Source organism: Companilactobacillus huachuanensis (genome assembly GCF_005404815.1).
Classification (GTDB): domain Bacteria; phylum Bacillota; class Bacilli; order Lactobacillales; family Lactobacillaceae; genus Companilactobacillus; species Companilactobacillus huachuanensis.
Genome location: NZ_BJDF01000002.1, coordinates 20,173 through 39,645, shown reverse-complemented (window position 1 = coordinate 39,645; position 19,473 = coordinate 20,173). Strand labels below are relative to the sequence as shown.

General features: G+C 35.0%; 19 protein-coding genes. 18 read left to right on the top strand and 1 reads right to left on the bottom strand.

Annotated elements, in window-relative coordinates; translation table 11 throughout:
- Positions 1–937 precede the first annotated feature (937 nt).
- From nhaC to FFM71_RS01290, 12 genes are all read left to right on the top strand, one after another.
- Positions 938–2,359 carry a Na+/H+ antiporter NhaC gene (gene nhaC / locus FFM71_RS01340; protein WP_137610394.1) on the top strand — a complete coding sequence of 474 codons (1,422 nt, stop codon included), beginning with the start codon at positions 938–940 and terminating at the stop codon, positions 2,357–2,359.
- Positions 2,360–2,715: 356 nt separating this feature from the next.
- The gene (locus tag FFM71_RS01335; RefSeq protein ID WP_137610393.1) at positions 2,716–3,993 is read left to right on the top strand and encodes an ABC transporter substrate-binding protein; all 1,278 of its coding nucleotides are present in this window, start codon (positions 2,716–2,718) and stop codon (positions 3,991–3,993) included.
- On the top strand, positions 3,977–4,861 hold the full coding sequence (locus tag FFM71_RS01330; protein ID WP_137610392.1) for a carbohydrate ABC transporter permease: 885 nt from the start codon (positions 3,977–3,979) through the stop codon (positions 4,859–4,861). The genes FFM71_RS01335 and FFM71_RS01330 overlap by 17 nt, the downstream gene beginning before the upstream one ends.
- Positions 4,854–5,672, top strand: coding sequence for a carbohydrate ABC transporter permease (locus FFM71_RS01325; protein WP_137610391.1), 819 nt, complete (start codon positions 4,854–4,856; stop codon positions 5,670–5,672). Before FFM71_RS01330 ends, FFM71_RS01325 begins: the two co-directional genes overlap by 8 nt.
- Before the next feature lie 9 nt (positions 5,673–5,681).
- Positions 5,682–6,773 carry an ABC transporter ATP-binding protein gene (locus FFM71_RS01320; protein WP_137610390.1) on the top strand — a complete coding sequence of 364 codons (1,092 nt, stop codon included), beginning with the start codon at positions 5,682–5,684 and terminating at the stop codon, positions 6,771–6,773.
- Positions 6,766–7,605: a metallophosphoesterase family protein gene (locus FFM71_RS01315; protein WP_137610389.1), complete on the top strand. Its 840-nt coding sequence runs from the start codon at positions 6,766–6,768 to the stop codon at positions 7,603–7,605. Before FFM71_RS01320 ends, FFM71_RS01315 begins: the two co-directional genes overlap by 8 nt.
- 714 nt (positions 7,606–8,319) lie before the next feature.
- Complete coding sequence (locus FFM71_RS01310) at positions 8,320–9,522, top strand: CCA tRNA nucleotidyltransferase (protein WP_137610388.1); 1,203 nt, start codon at positions 8,320–8,322, stop codon at positions 9,520–9,522.
- A gap of 53 nt (positions 9,523–9,575) precedes the next feature.
- Complete coding sequence (locus FFM71_RS01305; protein WP_137610387.1) at positions 9,576–10,040, top strand: hypothetical protein; 465 nt, start codon at positions 9,576–9,578, stop codon at positions 10,038–10,040.
- Positions 10,041–10,110: 70 nt separating this feature from the next.
- Positions 10,111–10,278 (top strand): hypothetical protein, encoded by a 168-nt coding sequence (locus tag FFM71_RS13340; RefSeq protein ID WP_171000431.1) that lies wholly within the window; start codon positions 10,111–10,113, stop codon positions 10,276–10,278.
- 87 nt (positions 10,279–10,365) lie between these two features.
- Positions 10,366–12,270 carry an ABC-F family ATP-binding cassette domain-containing protein gene (locus tag FFM71_RS01300; RefSeq protein WP_137610386.1) on the top strand — a complete coding sequence of 635 codons (1,905 nt, stop codon included), beginning with the start codon at positions 10,366–10,368 and terminating at the stop codon, positions 12,268–12,270.
- A 4-nt stretch (positions 12,271–12,274) separates the two neighbouring features.
- Entirely contained in the window at positions 12,275–13,231 is a 957-nt protein-coding gene (locus tag FFM71_RS01295; protein ID WP_137610385.1) for a thymidylate synthase, read from the top strand.
- 9 nt (positions 13,232–13,240) lie between these two features.
- Positions 13,241–13,729, top strand: coding sequence for a dihydrofolate reductase (locus tag FFM71_RS01290; protein WP_137610384.1), 489 nt, complete (start codon positions 13,241–13,243; stop codon positions 13,727–13,729).
- A 23-nt stretch (positions 13,730–13,752) separates the two neighbouring features.
- Here FFM71_RS01290 and trhA read toward each other — a convergent pair whose 3' ends face one another.
- Positions 13,753–14,403: a PAQR family membrane homeostasis protein TrhA gene (gene trhA, locus FFM71_RS01285; RefSeq protein WP_137610383.1), complete on the bottom strand. Its 651-nt coding sequence runs from the start codon at positions 14,401–14,403 to the stop codon at positions 13,753–13,755.
- Between the two features lie 817 nt (positions 14,404–15,220).
- On the opposite strand from trhA, the gene fakB reads away from it, so the two are divergent.
- The 6 genes from fakB to rnhB are packed head-to-tail and all read left to right on the top strand — an operon-like array spanning position 15,221 to position 19,429.
- Positions 15,221–16,063: a DegV family protein gene (gene fakB, locus FFM71_RS01280; RefSeq protein ID WP_137610382.1), complete on the top strand. Its 843-nt coding sequence runs from the start codon at positions 15,221–15,223 to the stop codon at positions 16,061–16,063.
- Between the two features lie 43 nt (positions 16,064–16,106).
- Positions 16,107–16,955 carry a DUF459 domain-containing protein gene (locus FFM71_RS01275; protein ID WP_137610381.1) on the top strand — a complete coding sequence of 283 codons (849 nt, stop codon included), beginning with the start codon at positions 16,107–16,109 and terminating at the stop codon, positions 16,953–16,955.
- A 2-nt stretch (positions 16,956–16,957) separates the two neighbouring features.
- The gene (locus FFM71_RS01270; protein WP_223876450.1) at positions 16,958–17,551 is read left to right on the top strand and encodes a YpmS family protein; all 594 of its coding nucleotides are present in this window, start codon (positions 16,958–16,960) and stop codon (positions 17,549–17,551) included.
- A gap of 12 nt (positions 17,552–17,563) precedes the next feature.
- On the top strand, positions 17,564–17,788 hold the full coding sequence (locus tag FFM71_RS01265) for a YozE family protein (protein WP_137610379.1): 225 nt from the start codon (positions 17,564–17,566) through the stop codon (positions 17,786–17,788).
- Between the two features lie 23 nt (positions 17,789–17,811).
- The gene (gene ylqF, locus FFM71_RS01260) at positions 17,812–18,666 is read left to right on the top strand and encodes a ribosome biogenesis GTPase YlqF (RefSeq protein WP_137610378.1); all 855 of its coding nucleotides are present in this window, start codon (positions 17,812–17,814) and stop codon (positions 18,664–18,666) included.
- The gene (gene rnhB / locus FFM71_RS01255) at positions 18,656–19,429 is read left to right on the top strand and encodes a ribonuclease HII (protein WP_137610377.1); all 774 of its coding nucleotides are present in this window, start codon (positions 18,656–18,658) and stop codon (positions 19,427–19,429) included. Before ylqF ends, rnhB begins: the two co-directional genes overlap by 11 nt.
- The last annotated feature ends 44 nt before the right edge of the window (positions 19,430–19,473 follow it).

The window sequence follows — 19,473 nt, the reverse complement described above, 5'->3', positions numbered from 1 at the left end:
TTTTATTACTGACAGTTTGAATATCTAAAGGTTGAAAGTTTGATGAGTTATGCCGTTTCCAGAGCTGAAAGCATTCATATGCTGCGCGGTACGATTCGAGCCAAAAAGCGGTCTCGAATCTCGGTTGAAGCCTCACCAAAAAACGGTAAGTCTCCAACACGCCCGGTGGTGTAAGGACTAAAGTCCTAACGCCACTTTCGCGGCAAATGAATACTTTCAGCTCTTCCAACTAGTTTTTTAATAATATGAATGTCTAATTGTTATCTTTTGCTATTTAAATAAATAAATTTATTTTAGGACTATCAGAGCACTGCTTATATCACTTTTTCACCTTTCAACCTTCAGTTAATTACATTAAAAAATTAATAATTTAAGAAACGTCATCATGCCTTGAAGTAACAGGCATGGTGACGCTTTCTTTTATTAGAAGAATTAAAATTAGATTAATTAATTCTAATTTATCTATTGCATTCTTGGAAACTTCTGCTAGTATTACAGACATAAATTGATTTCGATTTTAACGCAAGTAATAAAATATCTGGGTGTTCAGAGAATTGGCGGTCGGTGCGAGCCATGCAGGATGTTTTTTATGAAATACAGAATTGAAATCACGTATCCCACGTTTCGGGAGTAAAGAGCAAATGGACTAGTCTATCCATTTGAATTTTGGGTGGTACCGCGCAAATAAGCGTCCCTGCATATAATTGCAGGGGCGCTTTTTTTTATACTCTTGGGATACGAAGAAGGAGGAAATATATTATGAAATTTATTGAGAAACTTAGAATGCAAGCAACTTTTAGTCAAATTTTAAACGAAAATGAAATGAGCAGCGCAAAACGAAATTATCTTTATAGACCCTATTGGAGCAAATAATGACCAAAAAAAACAAAAATTTGGGAAGATTTTCTCCCCACTAAAAATAATTAGGGTGATAGATATGGAAAAGAAAAATCGTTTAACGTTTTGGGAAAGTTTAATTATTATGTTAGTCATGTTCGGTATGTTAGGTACGATGATGATTGCCTGGAAGATGACTCCACAGATTCCAATTTTATTAACATTTACATTGTTGTTATTTTACGGTCGATTCCGAGGATTTTCTTGGAATGAATTGCAGGATGGCATTTCTGAAGGCATTAAGCCGGGCATCATTCCAATGATCATTTTTATTATGATTGGTGTTTTAGTTTCAGCTTGGTCAATGTCAGGAGTTATTCCCACAATTATGGTTTACGGTTTAGAGCTATTGAATGTTAGATTCTTTCTTTTTACAGTTTTTGTCAGTTGTTGCTTAGTCGGAGTAATCGTCGGCAGTTCATTCACAACAATCAGTACTTTGGGAATCGTCTTCATGGGTATTGGACACGTTATGGGAATCAACGTTGCTTTGACAGCTGGTTCAATCGTTTCGGGAGCATTATTTGGAAACAATATGTCGCCACTTTCTGGAACAACTAACCTATCAACAGGTATCGCTGGTGTTGACAATGTTTTTGATCATATTAAAACAATCGCTCACACGGCAGTTCCTTCAGCTACTATCACAGCTATTATCTTCTTAGTATTGGGCCACAATACTGTTAATCCAGATATGAGTTCAGTTCGTCACATTATTAATGCATTAAATACCAATTTCTTCATATCGCCATTAATGCTAATTCCTATCGCTGTTTTGATTTTTTGTGCAATTATGCAAATTCCCGCTATTCCAACACTGTTGGCAGGATCCGTTACAGCTATTGTCATGCATATTTTTATTGATCATCCCTCAGTCAAAACAATTAGTGATCAAATTATGAATGGCTTTCAATTGAATTCACCCGATAAAAAAATCAATGCAATTGTTAGCGGTGGTGGTATTACAAGCATGTTAAGCAGTATTTCATTAATTCTAGTTGCCTTAACACTTGGGGGTGTTTTGTTAAAACTCGGTGTCGTTGATAATTTGATTGGTAAATTAAACAGTCAAGTTAATACACCAGGAAAATTAATTCTTACTTCAATGATCAGTGCGATCGGTGTTAACTTTTTAGTTGGAGAACAATACATTTCAATTATTCTTCCAGGAGCAACATTTAAAGATAATTTTGATAAACAAAATATTCGTCCTGAGTACCTCTCGCGAGTACTTGCAAGTGGGGGAGCTGATATTAATGCCTTAGTACCATGGGGTGTTACCGGGATCTTCATCTCTGGTGTTCTCGGCGTCAGTCCAGTAGTCTTTATCTCATGTGCCTTCTATGTTTGGATGAATCCATTGTTGACAGTGATTTTTGCCTTCGTTTTTGGTAAGAATTACAACAAAGATAAGGCCACTAAATCTGCCGTAGTTGGTGAAGTTTCGGAACAGTTAAATTAAGTGGATGCTACTATTACATTTGAATTTTGGTTAAAGTCTGAGTGCAACTTTATAAAGAGCTGCACTCAGATTTTTTTGTGCTTGCAAATTAAGAATTTCAACGTTAAATCAACAATCGTATCCAATGTTATTCTTTCAATCTTTAGTTAAAAGAATATGTACTGTTTTAGTTAGAAGCTGATTTTTAAAGAAAAACTATCAGATTTAGAGACGGAATATTTAACTAGCATCGAATGATAAAAAACGATTATTTGTAAAGATTGTTTACAGAAACTTTTCACTTTCTAAACATTAAATATACTTTTTTTATACAGTTTCTCTATATGATTATTTCTATGAATAAGGGAGGAATTACAGTGAAAAATAGTAAGCTTAAAAAGATTCTTTTAATGTTGGGGATAATGGCGATGGCAGTTGTCTTTGCCGGATGCGGAAAAAAGACTTCTGCGTCGACCGTTAAACACATTACATATTGGCACGTCAATGCACAAACTCAGGGTGGGGCTGCCGTTGACGACTTAGTTAAAAAATTCAATGATACGCATAAGAATATTAAGGTAACAGCTAAATATAATCCGGATATGTATAAAGGTTTGATGCAAAACTTGCAATCAGCACAGGCCTCAGGCAAGGTCCCAGATATTACTCAAGTTGGATGGGCTTATGACAATTACTTCGCTAGTAATTTCAAATATATGACACCAACAGATGCTGCTAAGAAATTTGACGGGAACAACAAATTTATTGACGGCAACTTTACTAAGAGGACTCTTTCATTTGCTAAGGATAGCAAAGGTAAACTGGTTGGTTTGCCATATTCATTGAGTACTCCTGTGTTATTTATTAATAAAGACATTTTGAGTAAGTACAACATCAAGGAAGATTCATTGTCAACATGGGAAGGTATTAAAGAAGCTTCTAAGAAGATTCATGACCAATCAGGTAAGTATGGTCTTTATATTCAAGAACCTGGAGACACATGGGCTCAACAAGGAATCATGCTAAGTCATGGTGCAGACATTCAAAAGGGTGGCAAGGCTGCTTTTGCGAGTGATAACGGTGTCGGAGCTTACAAGTATTATCAGGAAATGGTTACTTCAAAATTAGCTCTACATACTCCATGGGCACAAGGTATGGATTCATTTGTTAAGGGTGATGTTGCTATGGCGTTTACTACTATTGCTCAAGCATCACATATCAAGAAGAGTGCTAGTTTTAATGCCTCAGCAATTGCTGCACCACATTTTGAAGGTCATAAAACAGTTGTACCAGTTGGTGGCTCAATGTTAGCAATCACTGCACAAGATTCAGAACAACAAAAAGCCGCTTGGGAATTTGAGAAGTGGATGTATAAGGCAGATGCTGCTGTTACTTGGAGCAAGGGAACTGGTTACTTACCACCAACTAAGGTAGCTCTAGAATCATCAGCCTTTAAAGATTATGTCAAAGAAAACCCAATGCTTGATCCAGCTGTTAAGACACTAGATAATGCTGTTCCATGGACTTCATTCCCTAAAAAGGGTCTACAAGCCGAACAAGCTATGATTGATGCAAGAGATAAAATTTTATCTGGAAGTGATGTCAAGTCTACCTTGGGAGCAGCACAGGATAAAATCAATGCAGAACAAAAATAAGAAATTTTTACCATTTTTGTATTTATTACCGACAGCCATTTTATTGATAGTTTTTCTAATCGTACCAATTTTGTATACTTTTTATTTAAGTTTCTTTGATTGGAATCTGATTGCTCCAACAAAAGAATTTGTGGGAATGAGAAATTATCTAGAAGTTTTTACTGATCCGGTAAATCAAAAAGTTATTTTGAATACGTTAATATATATCGTGTTCTTGGTAGTATTGAACTTTTTGTTTCCATACTTCATTTCGCTGATTGTTAAGTTTTTTATTAGCAAAATGCAAGGGGCTTACAAAGTCTTGTTCTTCATACCAAGTCTATTTTCTTTAGTAGTTGGAGCCATGGTTTTCACTTGGATTTTAAATCCTGTATCGGGACCATTAGCGTATGTTTTAAAAAACGTTGGTATTTCGATGCCTAATTGGTCGAACTCAGGTATTTTGGCGATTACCGTGATTTGCTTTATTACGAACTGGAAAGTTTTTGGCTATAATTTCATCCTCTTATTAACTGGATTAGGATCAATTCCAAAGAACATTATTGATGCGGCCAAAGTGGATGGAATTCCTAAATGGCGTTTGATTTGGAATGTTATTTTACCCATGAACCAAGGAATCGCAATTTATGTTTTAATTCTGACCATTGTACAAGGATTGCAGTATGTCTTCACACCGATAAATGTGATTACGACAGGTGGTCCATACTACGGTTCATCAAATATGATTTATCAAACATATTTGAATGCTTTTGTCTTATATAAAACAGGAACTTCATCGGCTTTAGCAATCGTAACTTTTGTAATTTTTTTGATATTGCTGTTCATTGAAATCCGTTTTGTAGAGAGGAAGGCTAAAAATTATGCTTAAAAAGAAACTTAATTTATGGCATGTACTCTTGATAATAATCATTTTGGGAGCTATTTTCCCTATTTTATTCATGGTTTCTAATTCTTTTAAAACGTTGCGTGATTCGTATGGAACAATGTTAAATTTAATTCCATTACATCCAACTTTTGAGAATTATTCATTGTTAAATAAACAGGTAAATTTACTTGGCTTAACTTGGAATACCTTTTTGATGGCGACGATGGTGACAGTTGGTAAATTATTGACGGGATTACTAACCGCGTACGCTTTTAGAAGCTATCAGTTCAAAGGTAAAATGTTGATTTATTTGATATTTGTCTCAACAATCTTCGTTCCGTTCACCATCGTTATGATTCCTAATTATTTGGTGATTTCCAAGCTAAATCTTTTGAATAATATCATTGGCGTAGCACTGCCACAATTATGTGATGCAACCGGAATTATGATCTTCTTAAAGACAATGGAGAAGATTCCCAATAGTTTGATCGACGCGGCTAAAATTGACAATATTCCAAATCGAAAAATATTTTTCAATATTGTTGTGCCTATTTTGAAACCAAGTATTGTCAGTGTTGGAGCAATATTCTTCATCAATTCTTGGAATGAATATGTCTGGCCAACTTTGATTTTAAAAGATAAATCAAGTTTTACTTTGCCATTGGCATTACAAAACTACATTTCTAGTGAAGGTGGTACAAATTTCCCACTAGCAATGGCTTTGTCAACGATAATGGTGGTTTTACCATTGATCATTTATTTAATTTTTCAAAAATATATTCTTAATAGCATTAGCAATAGTGGTTTGAAATAGGAGAAATTTATGAGCGAAAGCAATGCAACAATTGAATTAAAAGGTATTTCCAAGAATTTCAAAAAAAATACTATCATCGATGGACTTGATCTCTTCGTTAATGCTGGTGAGTTTTTAGTATTATTGGGTCCATCTGGTTGCGGTAAGTCTACAACTTTACGGATGATTGCTGGTTTAGAGGAACCAAGTTCAGGTAAGGTTTTGATTGATAGTCAGGATCGAAATCAGACTAAGGATGATGGCCATACGATTGCTATGGTTTTTCAAGACTACGCACTCTATCCAAATATGACAGTCTATCAAAATTTGGAATATGCCTTAAAAGTGCATAAAGTTCCTTCAAAGAATCGAACAAAACTAATTGAAAATGTTTTAGATACACTTAATTTGACGAAATATAGAGATCGTTTACCTTCTCAATTATCCGGCGGTCAGAAACAACGTGTTGCCGTTGGCCGAGGGATGGTTAAAAAAAGTAAAATTTTTCTTCTGGATGAACCACTTTCCAATATTGATGTTCAATTACGTGAAAAGGCTCGTGATGAAATCCAAAAGTTACATGTAACTAATAATCAAACAATTGTCTATGTAACCCATGATCAATTGGAAGCTATGGCATTGGGTGATCGAATCGCAGTCATGAACCAAGGTATTATTCAAATGATCGATATTCCAGAGAACATTTATAATCAACCAACAAATCTATTTGTGGCTAAGTTCATTGGAACGCCACAAATTAACGTTATTGAGGTTTCTTTAAAAAGTAATCAGCTTGTATTGGACGAGACACCAATCATGCAGATACAAAAACCTGGCTTGGGAGCAGACAGTTATTACCTAGGGATACGACCAGAAAGTTTACGTTGCTCAAAGACTAAACAAACTGACTTGAGTTTTACGGTAACCGTAGAAAACATTATTGATTATGGACGTTTTGTTCAACTTCTTTTGGTAATGGAAAATAGTCATCATTTAAAGGCCATTGTTAATAACAATGAATTTAAAGTTAATGAAAAAATCTTTGTGACCCTAGAACAAACGACAAGTATCCTATTTGATTTAACTACCGAAAAAAATTTATATTGGGGAAATTATGAGTAAATATAAGATAATTCAAATTACAGATACCCATTTGACTCCAATTGGAGCAGATGCGGCTAATAATCAAGAAATTGATCCGTGCGAAAAGTTAGATAATATCTTTATCGACATCAATAAGATGCCAGAGAAGCCGGATTTGATTGCAATTACAGGTGATTTGATTCATGAAGGTACGACTGATGATTATGATAAGCTTTCACAATTAATTGAATATTATCGAAATTTGCTAGATATCCCGATTCAAGTTGTTTTAGGGAATCATGACAGAACTACGCCATTTTTTGAGGGTTATCTAAAAGCGAAACCACGTGATAAATATTATTATTTACAAGAGACTCCCAACATTAATATTTATTTTCTCGATAGCAAATTTTACAATTATGAGCAAGGCTATCTTGGACAAGAACAATTAGACTGGTTGAAGGATCATTTACTTGATGATCCGAAGGATTCAATGATTTTTCTACACCATCCCATTGATGGTCCATCCATTCATCATATGCGTTACAGTATTTTGCAAGAGAGCGATGAGTTAATGCAGATAATAAAAGACAGTCCGGTGAGGGCTGTCTTCTCAGGGCATATTCATTTTGAAACATCATTTGTACGCAATGGTATTTTGCTACATTCCACCGATTCAAGTGCTTACCATATTAACTGTGACGATGAACACAAACATTACATTTATGATGCGACATATTATGACATCATTACAATTGATGACGACGGCACAATTGGAACTGAAACAAGATGTCTCTATGAAGGATATAATGTGATAAATAATGTAGATGTTGACGATACTGATTTTGTTGATGAAAGCATTTTTGAGTAATGATTTTAAATATTTTCTGTTAAAAATAAATAGGGCCCGCAATCTAAAGATATTTAGATTGCGGGCCCTATTTACATTAATTACTAAAAGTTGAGAGGTTAAAAATTAATATAACTATTGTTGTTACAGGACTAGAGCTAGTTTATTTAAATAATCGGAGGTTATCATTTTATCGCTCCTATTAAAAAAATACTCTCAGTTCTGGAAACAGCATAATTAACTATGCCTTCAACCTTCTTTAGCGTAGAACGTATTTTGTTCTGTTCTCTGACACAATCATTTCTTATCCCTACCAGCAACCATACTAATCAGAAAGACGATTGAATTAAGAAGAAGCGCAGAGAATGTTAACCAGTCAAGGCTACAAATAGCACCGATCCAAATGCCGATAAGTGAGATCAAAAGTATAATATCTACCATATCTAACGAATATCAGAACCCCGATTTGTTTTTGAAGCGCTTTCTTATCTGATATTCTTTCACATCCTTATTTATTCTATTATATCTATCTTTATTAAACCATGCACCGTTCAAACACAAATAATTGCTAGTTTTCAACGTTTTGGCCATTTTGTCCTATCAAAAAGATAATTACCTGAAATAAATCACAGTTGTTTTTGCTACAGTTATGGTTATATGCCGTTTGCTCCTTTCAACCTCCAGTTGGTATATAATGTAAAAAGACTTTTATTTTTTAAATTGTGAGGTAAGAATATGCAAATCAAACAACTTCCTGAGGATTTTATTAAGGCATTACCAGTTCTAGAAGAAATTGAACAAGCCGGCTATGAGGCTTATTTTGTTGGAGGAAGTGTGCGCGATCACATTTTAGGTTTGCCGATTCATGATGTTGATATTGCTACGAGTGCTTACCCTGAAGAAATTAAAGAGATTTTCAAACGAACAGTTGATACGGGAATTCAACATGGGACGGTCACTGTTTTAATGGGGGATGATTCGTATGAAATCACAACTTTTAGAACAGAATCTGGCTATCAAGATTATCGTCGTCCGGATAAAGTAACCTTTGTTCGTTCATTAAATGATGATTTGAAACGACGTGATTTCACAATTAACGCACTTGCTGTTGACCGCAATGGAGAGGTTATCGATCAATTCGATGGGTTAACGGATTTAGATCACCATGTAATCAGAGCGGTTGGTAAGGCTGAGGAACGTTTCCATGAAGATGCTCTGAGAATGATGCGTGCAGTTCGTTTTCAAGCACAGTTGGATTTTAAAATTGAAGAAAAGACGGCACAAGCAATTGCTGACAATGCCCCATTGTTAGAGAAAATTGCTGTTGAACGGATTCGTGAAGAATTCGTCAAATTGATGCTAAGCAATTCTTGGCAAAATGGTTTCTCAAACTTTTTAGATTTGGGCTTGAGCGAATATTGTCCTGATTTCAAAGGTCAAAAAATGGAACTGGAAGAGTTGCTTGATTCGAAGGGGCAGCATTTTATTGACGAAGACGCTGTTTGGAGTGCTATAGGCTATGTTTTAAGTTTGAATCATCAAGAATTCAATAAATTGTTGCGTAACTGGAAAGTTTCTAATAAAACACGTGAAGCAAGTCTGAATACTTTAAATTTATTACATTTGTTTGAAAATCAAGACTATGATTTGTGGAATATTTATAAATTAGGTATTGATAACCTTCCGAGAACAATCCAGTTGTGTCAAATGTTTTTGATTGAATTTGATTACACATCTTTGCAAACACAAATTGATCAGATTTCAATAAAAAATAGTCATGATTTGGCACTTACCGGCAAGGATATTTGTGAAATTTTAGGTGTCAAACCAGGTCCAATTATCGGTAAGTCAATGTCGCAAATTGAGCGTGCTGTCGTGGAAGGAAACGTTTCCAATAATTTCGATGATTTAAGACATTATTTGTTAAGTAATCAATAATGCTGTGGTATCATGAAAACAGTAAGTATTTTAGGATTTGAAAGGGTGATAATATGACTAAACATGTTTTTAAAGAACTTAAATTCTACTTTCGAAATGATGATACTTGGACAGTTAGCCACAGTGAAATGAGAGATATTTGGATTGCTCGTGTCACAACAAGTTATGGCCGAATTCATGGTGGACGTATGCAAGAGATTCACCCATGTAAACGTTTTAGAATTGAAATTCTGCCAGATGCCGACTACATCAAAGATACTGACGTTTCAACAGCTGCTATGGCCGATGGTATGTTCAACCGGGTCATTAAATATCAAGATATTGAAAAATGTGATATTGTCTTTGAGGATGAGCAAGATAAGGAACCAATGCAAATCTACTTCCCATTCAAACAAAAGGATGTTGAAGGTTTGGATAATGCTTATCAATCTTCAGCAATTTCTAGCAAGAACGGCGAACTTTATATTTCAATTGATCCAGAAAATACAGTTTATGACATATTCAAGGAAACTCTTTAATTATTAAAATACGGGATATTAGTTAATTAATCTTAACTAAGTCCCGTATTTTCTTGAGGAAGGTAAAAATATGAATTTTAAAATTGGAATGATGGTAACGGTGATTGATGAAGCTGATGCTATGAAAAACCAAATTGGGGTAGTAGTTTATTTTGATAAAAAGCGTGACCGAATTTTAATAAGATTTGGTGGTCAACAGCAGTTGTATTACGCGCCCAATCAGTTGAAAGAATACTAATAGAATGTGATAATAAGAAGGAAAGACAGGACATATACCTCTATCTACATGGGTAGAGGAATTTTTTATTTATACGTGGTGAAATAATTGAAAACCTTAAATATCTCAAATGCATCAAAATCATTCGGTGACAGAACACTTTTCACCGACGTAACTTTTACGATCAATGAAGGCGACCGAATCGGTTTGCTAGGATTGAATGGAACCGGAAAAACAACGCTGCTTGATGGAATTGTTAATAATAGTGATCTTAATACTATTGGCATGGAAAAGCCTAAGGATTATAAGATTTCCTACCTTAGACAGCAACCTGATCTCGATGAAAATTCGACCGTCATTGATGCTGTGTTTAATGGAAGTGGTGAGAAGTTTCAATTAATTCGTCAATATGAAAGTTCACTCGCTCAGTTCAACATGAATTCAACCGATGAGAGGATTCAAAAAGAATTTTTCAAGTTGCAAGAAAGAATGAATGCGGCTGAAGCTTGGCAGATGGAATCAGATGTTAAATCAATTTTAAACAAATTGGGTATCACTGAATTAGAGAAAAAAATCAGTGAATTATCTGGTGGTCAGCAACGTCGTGTTGCACTGGCGCAAACCTTGATTTCTGAAGCTGATTTATTAATTTTGGACGAACCAACGAACCACTTGGATTATGAAGCTATTGATTGGCTCCAAACTTATTTGAGCAGATACAAGGGTTCTGTTTTATTCGTAACCCATGATCGTTATTTTTTGAATGAGGTCGCAACCAGAATTTTTGAATTAGAAAATCGTAATGTTACTGAGTACGACGGTAATTATGAGAAGTATTTGCAACAAAAGGCTGATAATGAAGAAATTTACGCTTCAGTCCAACATCACAAGACTCAACTCTATAAACAAGAATTAAACTGGATGCGTGCCGGTGTTAAGGCTCGAGGAACTAAGCAACAAGCTAGAAAAGACCGTTTTACCGATTTGAAAGAGGATTTGCAGGATAAACCTGATGTTCAAAAGGAAATGTCAATTGATATTGCCCAACAACGTCTTGGTAATGATGTCTTTGATATCAAGGATGCTTCTCTTAAATTTGATAAACATGTTATTTTAAATGATTTCAACTACTTAGTGTCACGTGGTGATCGAATCGGTATTACTGGTGCTAATGGTTCTGGTAAAACAACATTTTTGAATACGATTGTTCAAAAGATTCCGCTTGATTCTGGTGAAATTAAGACTGGTCAAACAGTTAAAATTGGCTATTATACGCAACATACTCGTGATATGGATCCCGAAAAACGAGTTATTCGTTACTTGGAATCAATCGGTCAAGGTGTTCAGAATAACGATGGGTCCCACATGTCTGCTTCACAAATGCTTGATACATTTAAGTTTGATCATCAAATGCAGGGTGCCTTTGTCAGAGAATTATCTGGTGGTGAAAAACGTCGATTGTATCTGTTGGCTATTTTAATGGATCAACCTAATGTCTTATTGCTTGATGAGCCAACAAATAACTTGGATATTGAAACATTGACGATTTTGGAGAACTATCTAGAAAGTTTCAAGGGAACAGTTATGGCTGTCTCCCATGATCGATATTTTCTTGATAAAGTCGCCGGTAAGTTGTTGATTTTTGAAGGTCAAGGTGAGATTCAAGAAAGTTATGATTCGTACTCAGGTTATTTACAAAAAGAAACTGCAGCTAAACAAGCTAAGCACCATGAAGATAAAGCTCAAAAACATGAAGAAGTAAAACAACGAGAAGTAGCTACTCAAAAGTCAGAGCCTAAGAAGAAATTAACTTATGCTGAACAGATGGAATTTGACAAATTGGAACCTAAAATCGAGAAGCTTGACGATGAATTGGCTGAATTGAAGCAACAATTGAATGATTCATCGAATGATTATGAAAAACTGATGGATTTCCAAAGAGAACTTGATGAAAAGACTGCTGAGTCTGACAAGTTGATGGATCGTTGGGAATACTTAGGTCAATTTATTTAGGAGAATGATCATGCATAATGAACAACAATATTTGGATTTATTGAAATATGTTTTAGAACACGGTCACAAAAAGAGTGATCGGACTGGAACTGGTACGATTAGTACTTTCGGTTATCAAATGCGTTTTGATTTGCAGGAGTCGTTTCCACTATTGACAACAAAGAAAATTCCTTTTGGTCTAATTAAGAGTGAGTTGTTATGGTTTTTGCATGGCGATACTAATATCAAGTATTTGTTAGAACATAACAACCATATTTGGGATGAATGGGCTTTTAAAAATTATATTGAGAGTAACGATTATCAAGGTCCAGATATGACTGATTTTGGTCGCCGCAGTTTAATCGATGATGAGTTTGATCAAGCGTACAAGATGGAAAAAAGTAAGTTTGATGACAGTATTTTAAATAATCCTGAATTTGCTGAAAAATTCGGTAATTTAGGGGATGTTTACGGTGCACAATGGCGTCATTGGCAAAAGCGTGACGGTGGTGTGATTGATCAAATCAAGAATGTTATTGAACAGATCAAAAAGACTCCTGATTCGAGACGTCTGATTGTCAGTGCTTGGAATCCGGAGGACGTACCAACAATGGCTTTACCTCCATGTCATACGTTGTTTCAATTTTATGTCAACGATGGCAAACTCTCTTGTCAGTTATATCAAAGAAGTGGGGATTTATTTTTGGGGGTTCCCTTTAACATTGCCAGTTATGCTCTATTAACTCATTTGATTGCTCGTGAAACTGGTTTGGAAGTTGGGGAATTCGTTCATACATTGGGTGATGCCCATATTTATTCCAATCATATTGAACAAGTTAAGACACAACTCAGCCGGATACCGGTAATGGGTCCGCAACTTGAAATCAACAGTGACAAGAGTATTTTTGAAATTGATGCCAAGGACATTCGTGTTACTGATTATAATCCGCAACCTGCTATTAAAGCACCAGTTGCCGTCTAGGAGAATAAAATGATAAGTTTTGTTTGGGCTGAAGATAAAAACCATATTATCGGGAAAAATGGTCATTTACCTTGGAAGTTACCTAATGATATGAAACGATTCAAAGACGTTACAATGGGACATCCAATCGTCATGGGTAGGAAGACTTATGAAAGCTTTCCTAATGGACCGTTGCCAAACCGGTTGAATATCGTTATTTCGCGTAATCCTAATTATCAAGTTCCAGATTCTGTTGTATTGTTGGCTAATAAGAGCCAATTATCACAGTATGTAAAATCAGACGAAGAGGTAATGATTATCGGTGGCGAAGGAATTTTTAAGATTTTTGCCGATGATGTAGACCGATTGTATCTGACCAAGATAAATCATGAGTTCAATGGTGATACCAAAATGGTTGAAATCGATTACAACAAATTTAACTTAATTGAAAAAAAAGAAGGTATCGTGGATGATAAAAATATCTATCCATATACCTTCGAGACTTATCAAAAAATTTAGAAATTTACATTTTACACTGTTTGTTAAACAACAAATAAGTAAACTGAAAAGTACATCAATGCTGTACCAATCATGACGAAAATGTGCCAAATCACGTGAATATATTTGAGATTTTTCATCAAGTATAGACAAGCTCCTAATGTAAAGGCGATACCACCAGCAACAAGTAGCGCGATGCCCGTTCCACCGATAGCCTGATAGAGTGGTTTCATTGCAATAATAATGGCCCATCCCATCAAGACATATAGCAGAGTTTCAAAATACTTAAAACGTCCCACATTGAAAATTTTATAAAGAATTCCACCAATTGCTAAGAGCCAGATGAAAGCCAATATACTGTATCCAAAAGCTGAATGTAGGGCAATTAGACAGTATGGTGTATAGGTTCCAGCAATCATAAGAAAAATCGAACTGTGGTCAAAGATTTGAAAAACCTTTTTGGCTCGAGTGAAATACAAACTGTGAAAGAGCGTTGAACTCAAGTATAAGAAGAACAGTGTGAATGCGTATATAAAGTAAGCTGTAATGTTGAGTGGATTGCCCTGATGGAAACCTTTAATCAGTAGGAAGACTGATCCGATTATCGCTAAAATGATGCCGATTCCATGAGTTACTGCACTGAACACTTGGTCAGTAATCAAATATGCTCTTGAGAAATTACTTTTTTTTGACATTTTAAAAGCTCCAATTGTTTTAACTAGTTTCATTAATTATTATATACCTTTTATGTAATAGCAATATTGCGTAAATAACATATATTACGACCTAAGGAACTGCACAATAATTAATATCGTAAATATTTCTCAACTCATCCGGATAGTGTATTTGTTGATATTTTTGAGGTCTAGATTTTGAATTATATTATGATTGATAATATTATGTCTAAAGGTTGAAAGTTTAGGTAACTATGCCGTTTCCAGAGCTGAGAGTATTCAATTGCTGCGCGGAACGGCCCGAGCCAGAAAGCGGTCTCGAACCTCGGTTGAAGCCTCGCAAAACCCGCTAGTCTTCAACGCGCCCGGTGGTGTAATTGCTGAAGCAATAACGCCACTTTCGCTGCAAATGAATACTCTCAGCTCTTCCAACTAGTTTATTTTTTTAATAACGGGAATAAAATGAAGATTTCTGATTATTTAAATAAATTAACTCTAAGCCTGTGATAGCAATGGCTAGATTGATTTTTCACCCTTCAAATATTATGTTATTAAATCTATATTGTATTCAAACAAACTATTTTATCAATGAATAAGTATTTTTATTTTTCAAAACTAAAAGTTGAAAGTTTATATCAATATTTCGAGTACAGATCAAATCATAAATGTTACCCCACTATTCAAATTTTTCGGTTGGTAGTTCAAAAGCGCCATATACCATGTAATATTAACTTGAAAATAATTATAGGAATTCATGAAAATAGTTAATAAATTGTAATTTACCCAGAATAAGTTTGTTATAATTGAAACAATTAAGACCCTATGAAAGAGGGATAAAATGAGTAAAGTAAAAATCCTTGCCGATTCATCGGTACAATTAACACCAGAAGAAATAGAAAAATATGATATTGGCATTGTTCCTTTAACAATTAGTATTGACGACAAGACTTATACTGATGGCGTAGATATTACAAGAGAAAAATTCGTTGAAGAAATGGATTCATCAAAAGAACTACCCAAAACATCTCAACCATCGATCGGTACTTTTATGAAGGTTATTGATGATGTCCCAGAAGACTATACGGATATTTTAGCTTTGATCATGACCCCAGCAATCAGTGGTACTATTAATGCTGCTCGTCAAGTGGCTGATATGACTGATCGTAATTTCGAAGTAATTGATACTGAATTTACTGATCGTGCTCAAGGTTTCCAAGTTATCAAAGCTGCTAAAATGGCGCAAGAGGGTAAGTCTGTTGCTGAAATTAAGGAAGCTGTTCAAAAGGTACGTGACCATACCTACTTATACATGGGCGTTACAAGTATTGAAAACATCTTGCGTGGTGGACGTTTGAGCCGTTTTGCTGGAACACTCTCAACACTTCTAAATATCAACTTAGTTTTGATTGTTAAAAACAATAGTCTTGATATCGCTAAACGTGGTCGTGGCCGTAAAACAATTGAAAAGTATATGAACAATGTTATGGAAGAAATCAAGAGCTTAGAAAATATCAAAGCAATTGGTATTTCATACGTTGATAAAATGGATTATGTGAACGAACTCAAGGAGAAGTTGGCTGAAATTGTACCGAATGTACCGTTATTAATTCGTGTAACAAGTCCGGTAATTGCTACACATGCCGGTTCAGGTGCCTTCGCAATTGAATTTTATACAGAGTAAAGCTGATGATTTCATCAGCTTTTTTTTGAAAGATGGATTATAAATGAAGAAAAAGAATATTTGGATCATAATATTAATTATTTTAGTAATTGCTGCTGGTGGTGGAACATACTATTTTGTTAATCATAATCAGCAACAAGTTACTGAAACAAAAACGATTAAAAAAACAAAACCTAAGAAAAAAGTTATTCCTAAGAAGACGAATATCAGTATTGTGGCAGTCGGTGACTCATTGACCCAAGGTGTTGGTGATTCCAAATCTGTTGGTGGCGGGTATGTTACTCGCTTGACTCAACGGATTCAAAAAAAGTATAAAGTTAAAACCGAATCACATAACTACGGTGTTTCGGGTGATACTAGTCAACAAATTATGGCAAGAATCAAATCTGACAATAAGATGCATCAGGATCTACCAAAGGCAGACATTATCACAGTAACTGTTGGCGGTAATGATTTCATGCATTTATTGCAACGTAAAGGACTAGATTTGACAGCTGGTAATATTGCAGACGAGCAAGTTCAATTCGACAAGCGACTAAAACAATTATTGACTGATATTAGAGCATATAATAATGATGCCCCAATTTATTTGATTGGTATTTACAATCCGTTCAGTATTTATTTGAGCAATGTCAAAAACGCCAAAACAGCCTTTATCAATTGGAATAAAGCCTCAGCAAAAGTGGCAAGCACAGTTAATGACACTTACTTTGTTGATATTAATGATTTATATCAGCCTAAAGGTATCACTAAGAAAATCAAGAAAACTGGTAGCAATCCATATCTATATACAAAGGACCACTTCCATCCAAATGGTACCGGTTATGATATGATGACAGACAAAGTCTTTGAAAAAGTAAACGGGACTACAAAGGAGTGGCTTTACAAATAATCATGAAAAGAAATTATTGGAAATACGCATTTATCGCTTTAGCAGCAATTATCGTCATTGGTTTCGGTTATGTAGGTACGAAAGTTTTTAGTTCATCATCGGATAATTATCAAGTTTCATCAACCATCCCTAATCAAAATGAACGTGTCTTCACAGTTGATATGAATAAGCAAGAAGCAAATAAGATGGCGCAATACTACTTGAAGAATACTTTAAATGATGGCAAAACTGATTATCAATTGATTTTGAAAAAAGATGCCGAATTAAAGGGAACTATTGCCTTCTTAGGTGCCAAAATTCATTTTACGATTTTAATGCAACCATACGCCAAGACTAATGGGGATGTCCTTTTACAAGCTAAAGAAATGAAAATTGGTGATTTATCATTGCCAATTTCCTTTGTAATGAATTATATTAAGAATAGTTTTAAAACTCCGGAATGGGTCAGCATTGATGGCAAATCTAAGACTATTTTGTTGAAATTTACTAAATTTACTACTAAAGACGGCTATGGTATTCGTGCCAAAAAAATTGATTTGAAAAATAACAAATTGTCCTTTGAAGTAATGAATAGTAAAATTACGAATAACCAGTAGGAAGGAGTCCATATGAGACGCAGTTTTTATGAGTTTTTAATGACTCTTCGCAATGCGGATAGTGTCGAACCAGAAGCAGAATTTGCGAACAATGCTTTTCACGATACATCTTTTCCTAAGCAAGAGCAGAATTATCAAAAGTTATCAGAATATTTAGAATTGAATGCCGGGTATCTGCCTAGCATGACGATTTTTGACGAAGCATTTCAAAAGTATCAAGAAATAGATAAAAAATAAATTGACAGAAATAGGTGATGGTAATGGCACTACAATGGTATCCCGGACATATGAACAAGGCAAAGAATCAAGTACAAGATCGATTGAAATTAGTCGATATTGTGTTGGAAATTGTTGATGCGAGATTGCCTTTCTCATCAAGAAATCCCGTTTTGGAACAAATTATTGATCAAAAGAAACATATTATTATTTTAAATAAGTCTGATTTGGCTGATCCTAAAGTTACCAAGGATTGGAAAATCAATTTTCAACAAGAAGGTACTAACTCAATTGAGTTGGATGCTAAGCATAACAAGGGCCTTGGTCAAATTAAGAGTCTGATCAGATCTGAGTTATCTGACAAGATCGAACGCTATGAGAGTAATGGTGTCAAGAATTATCAGATCAAGGCCATGTGTATCGGAATTCCTAATGTCGGGAAATCAACTATTTTGAATCGTTTAGTAGGTAAAAATGTGGCTGTTACTGGTAATAAGCCTGGTGTTACTAAGAATCAGAATTGGTTGAAAACTAATATCGGTATCGATTTATTGGATACTCCAGGTATTCTTTGGCCCAAAATCGATGATCCTAAAGTTGGTATGAAATTGGCTCTGTCTGGCGCTATTAAGGATAAAATCTATGCACCTGATGATGTTGCCATTTATGCTCTAAACTTCCTTGAGACCCACTATATGGACCAATTACAGGAAGCCTATGGCTTAACTAATACCGATATTTTTAATCACACTACTCCCGAGTTATTGATGAACCTGACTAATAAATTCGGGTACAAGGATGACTATGATAGAGCTTCTCGTCGAATCATTGATGATGTCCGCAAATTAAAATTGGGTCGTCTGACGTTTGATATTCCTGGGGAGTTCTATGAAGAATAAGTACACTGTTAAAGCTGTTAAGGAGATACTATCTGTTGACGAAGTTGATAGTGAATTATTAACTGAACTATCAGAAGATCCACGTAATGGAATAAAAAAATTATTAGAGCAATATTATAAAAAACAGACCAAACATCAGGAATTGATCACCCGTTTTCACCAAAAAGAATTTTTAGAAAAACCTTATTGGGATAACGGTGCAGTCGTAGCTGGTGTTGATGAAGTTGGTAGAGGACCGTTAGCTGGACCAGTCGTTACAGCAGCGGTTATTTTGCCATCCGATAATACTTTGTATGAAGTTGATGACTCTAAAAAGTTATCTGGCAACAAGCGGGCTGAACTTTACAAACAAATTTGTGATCAGGCAATTGATATTAGTATCGGAGTAGGGAGCCCACATCTGATTGATACCCAAAATATTTATCACGCAACTGAGCTTACAATGGCTGATTCCATCAATAATTTGTATCTAGAACCTGACCATATTTTAGTTGACGCAATGACTATACCAGTTGACATCCCTCAGACTAAATTGATCAAAGGTGACTCCAAATCCTTGAGTATTGGAGCAGCTAGTATTGTTGCCAAAGTTGCCAGAGATCGTCTAATGACGATGTACAGTCATATTTATCCTGAATTTGGCTTCGAAAGAAATGATGGCTATGGTACGAAAGAACATTTAGAAGCCTTAGATACTGTTGGTAGAACTAAAATCCATCGTTTGAGCTTTTCACCCGTTAAAAAAACTAATAAATTATATTAAAAATGAACATCACTTCCGTAATTTTATTTCAAGGGAGTGATGTT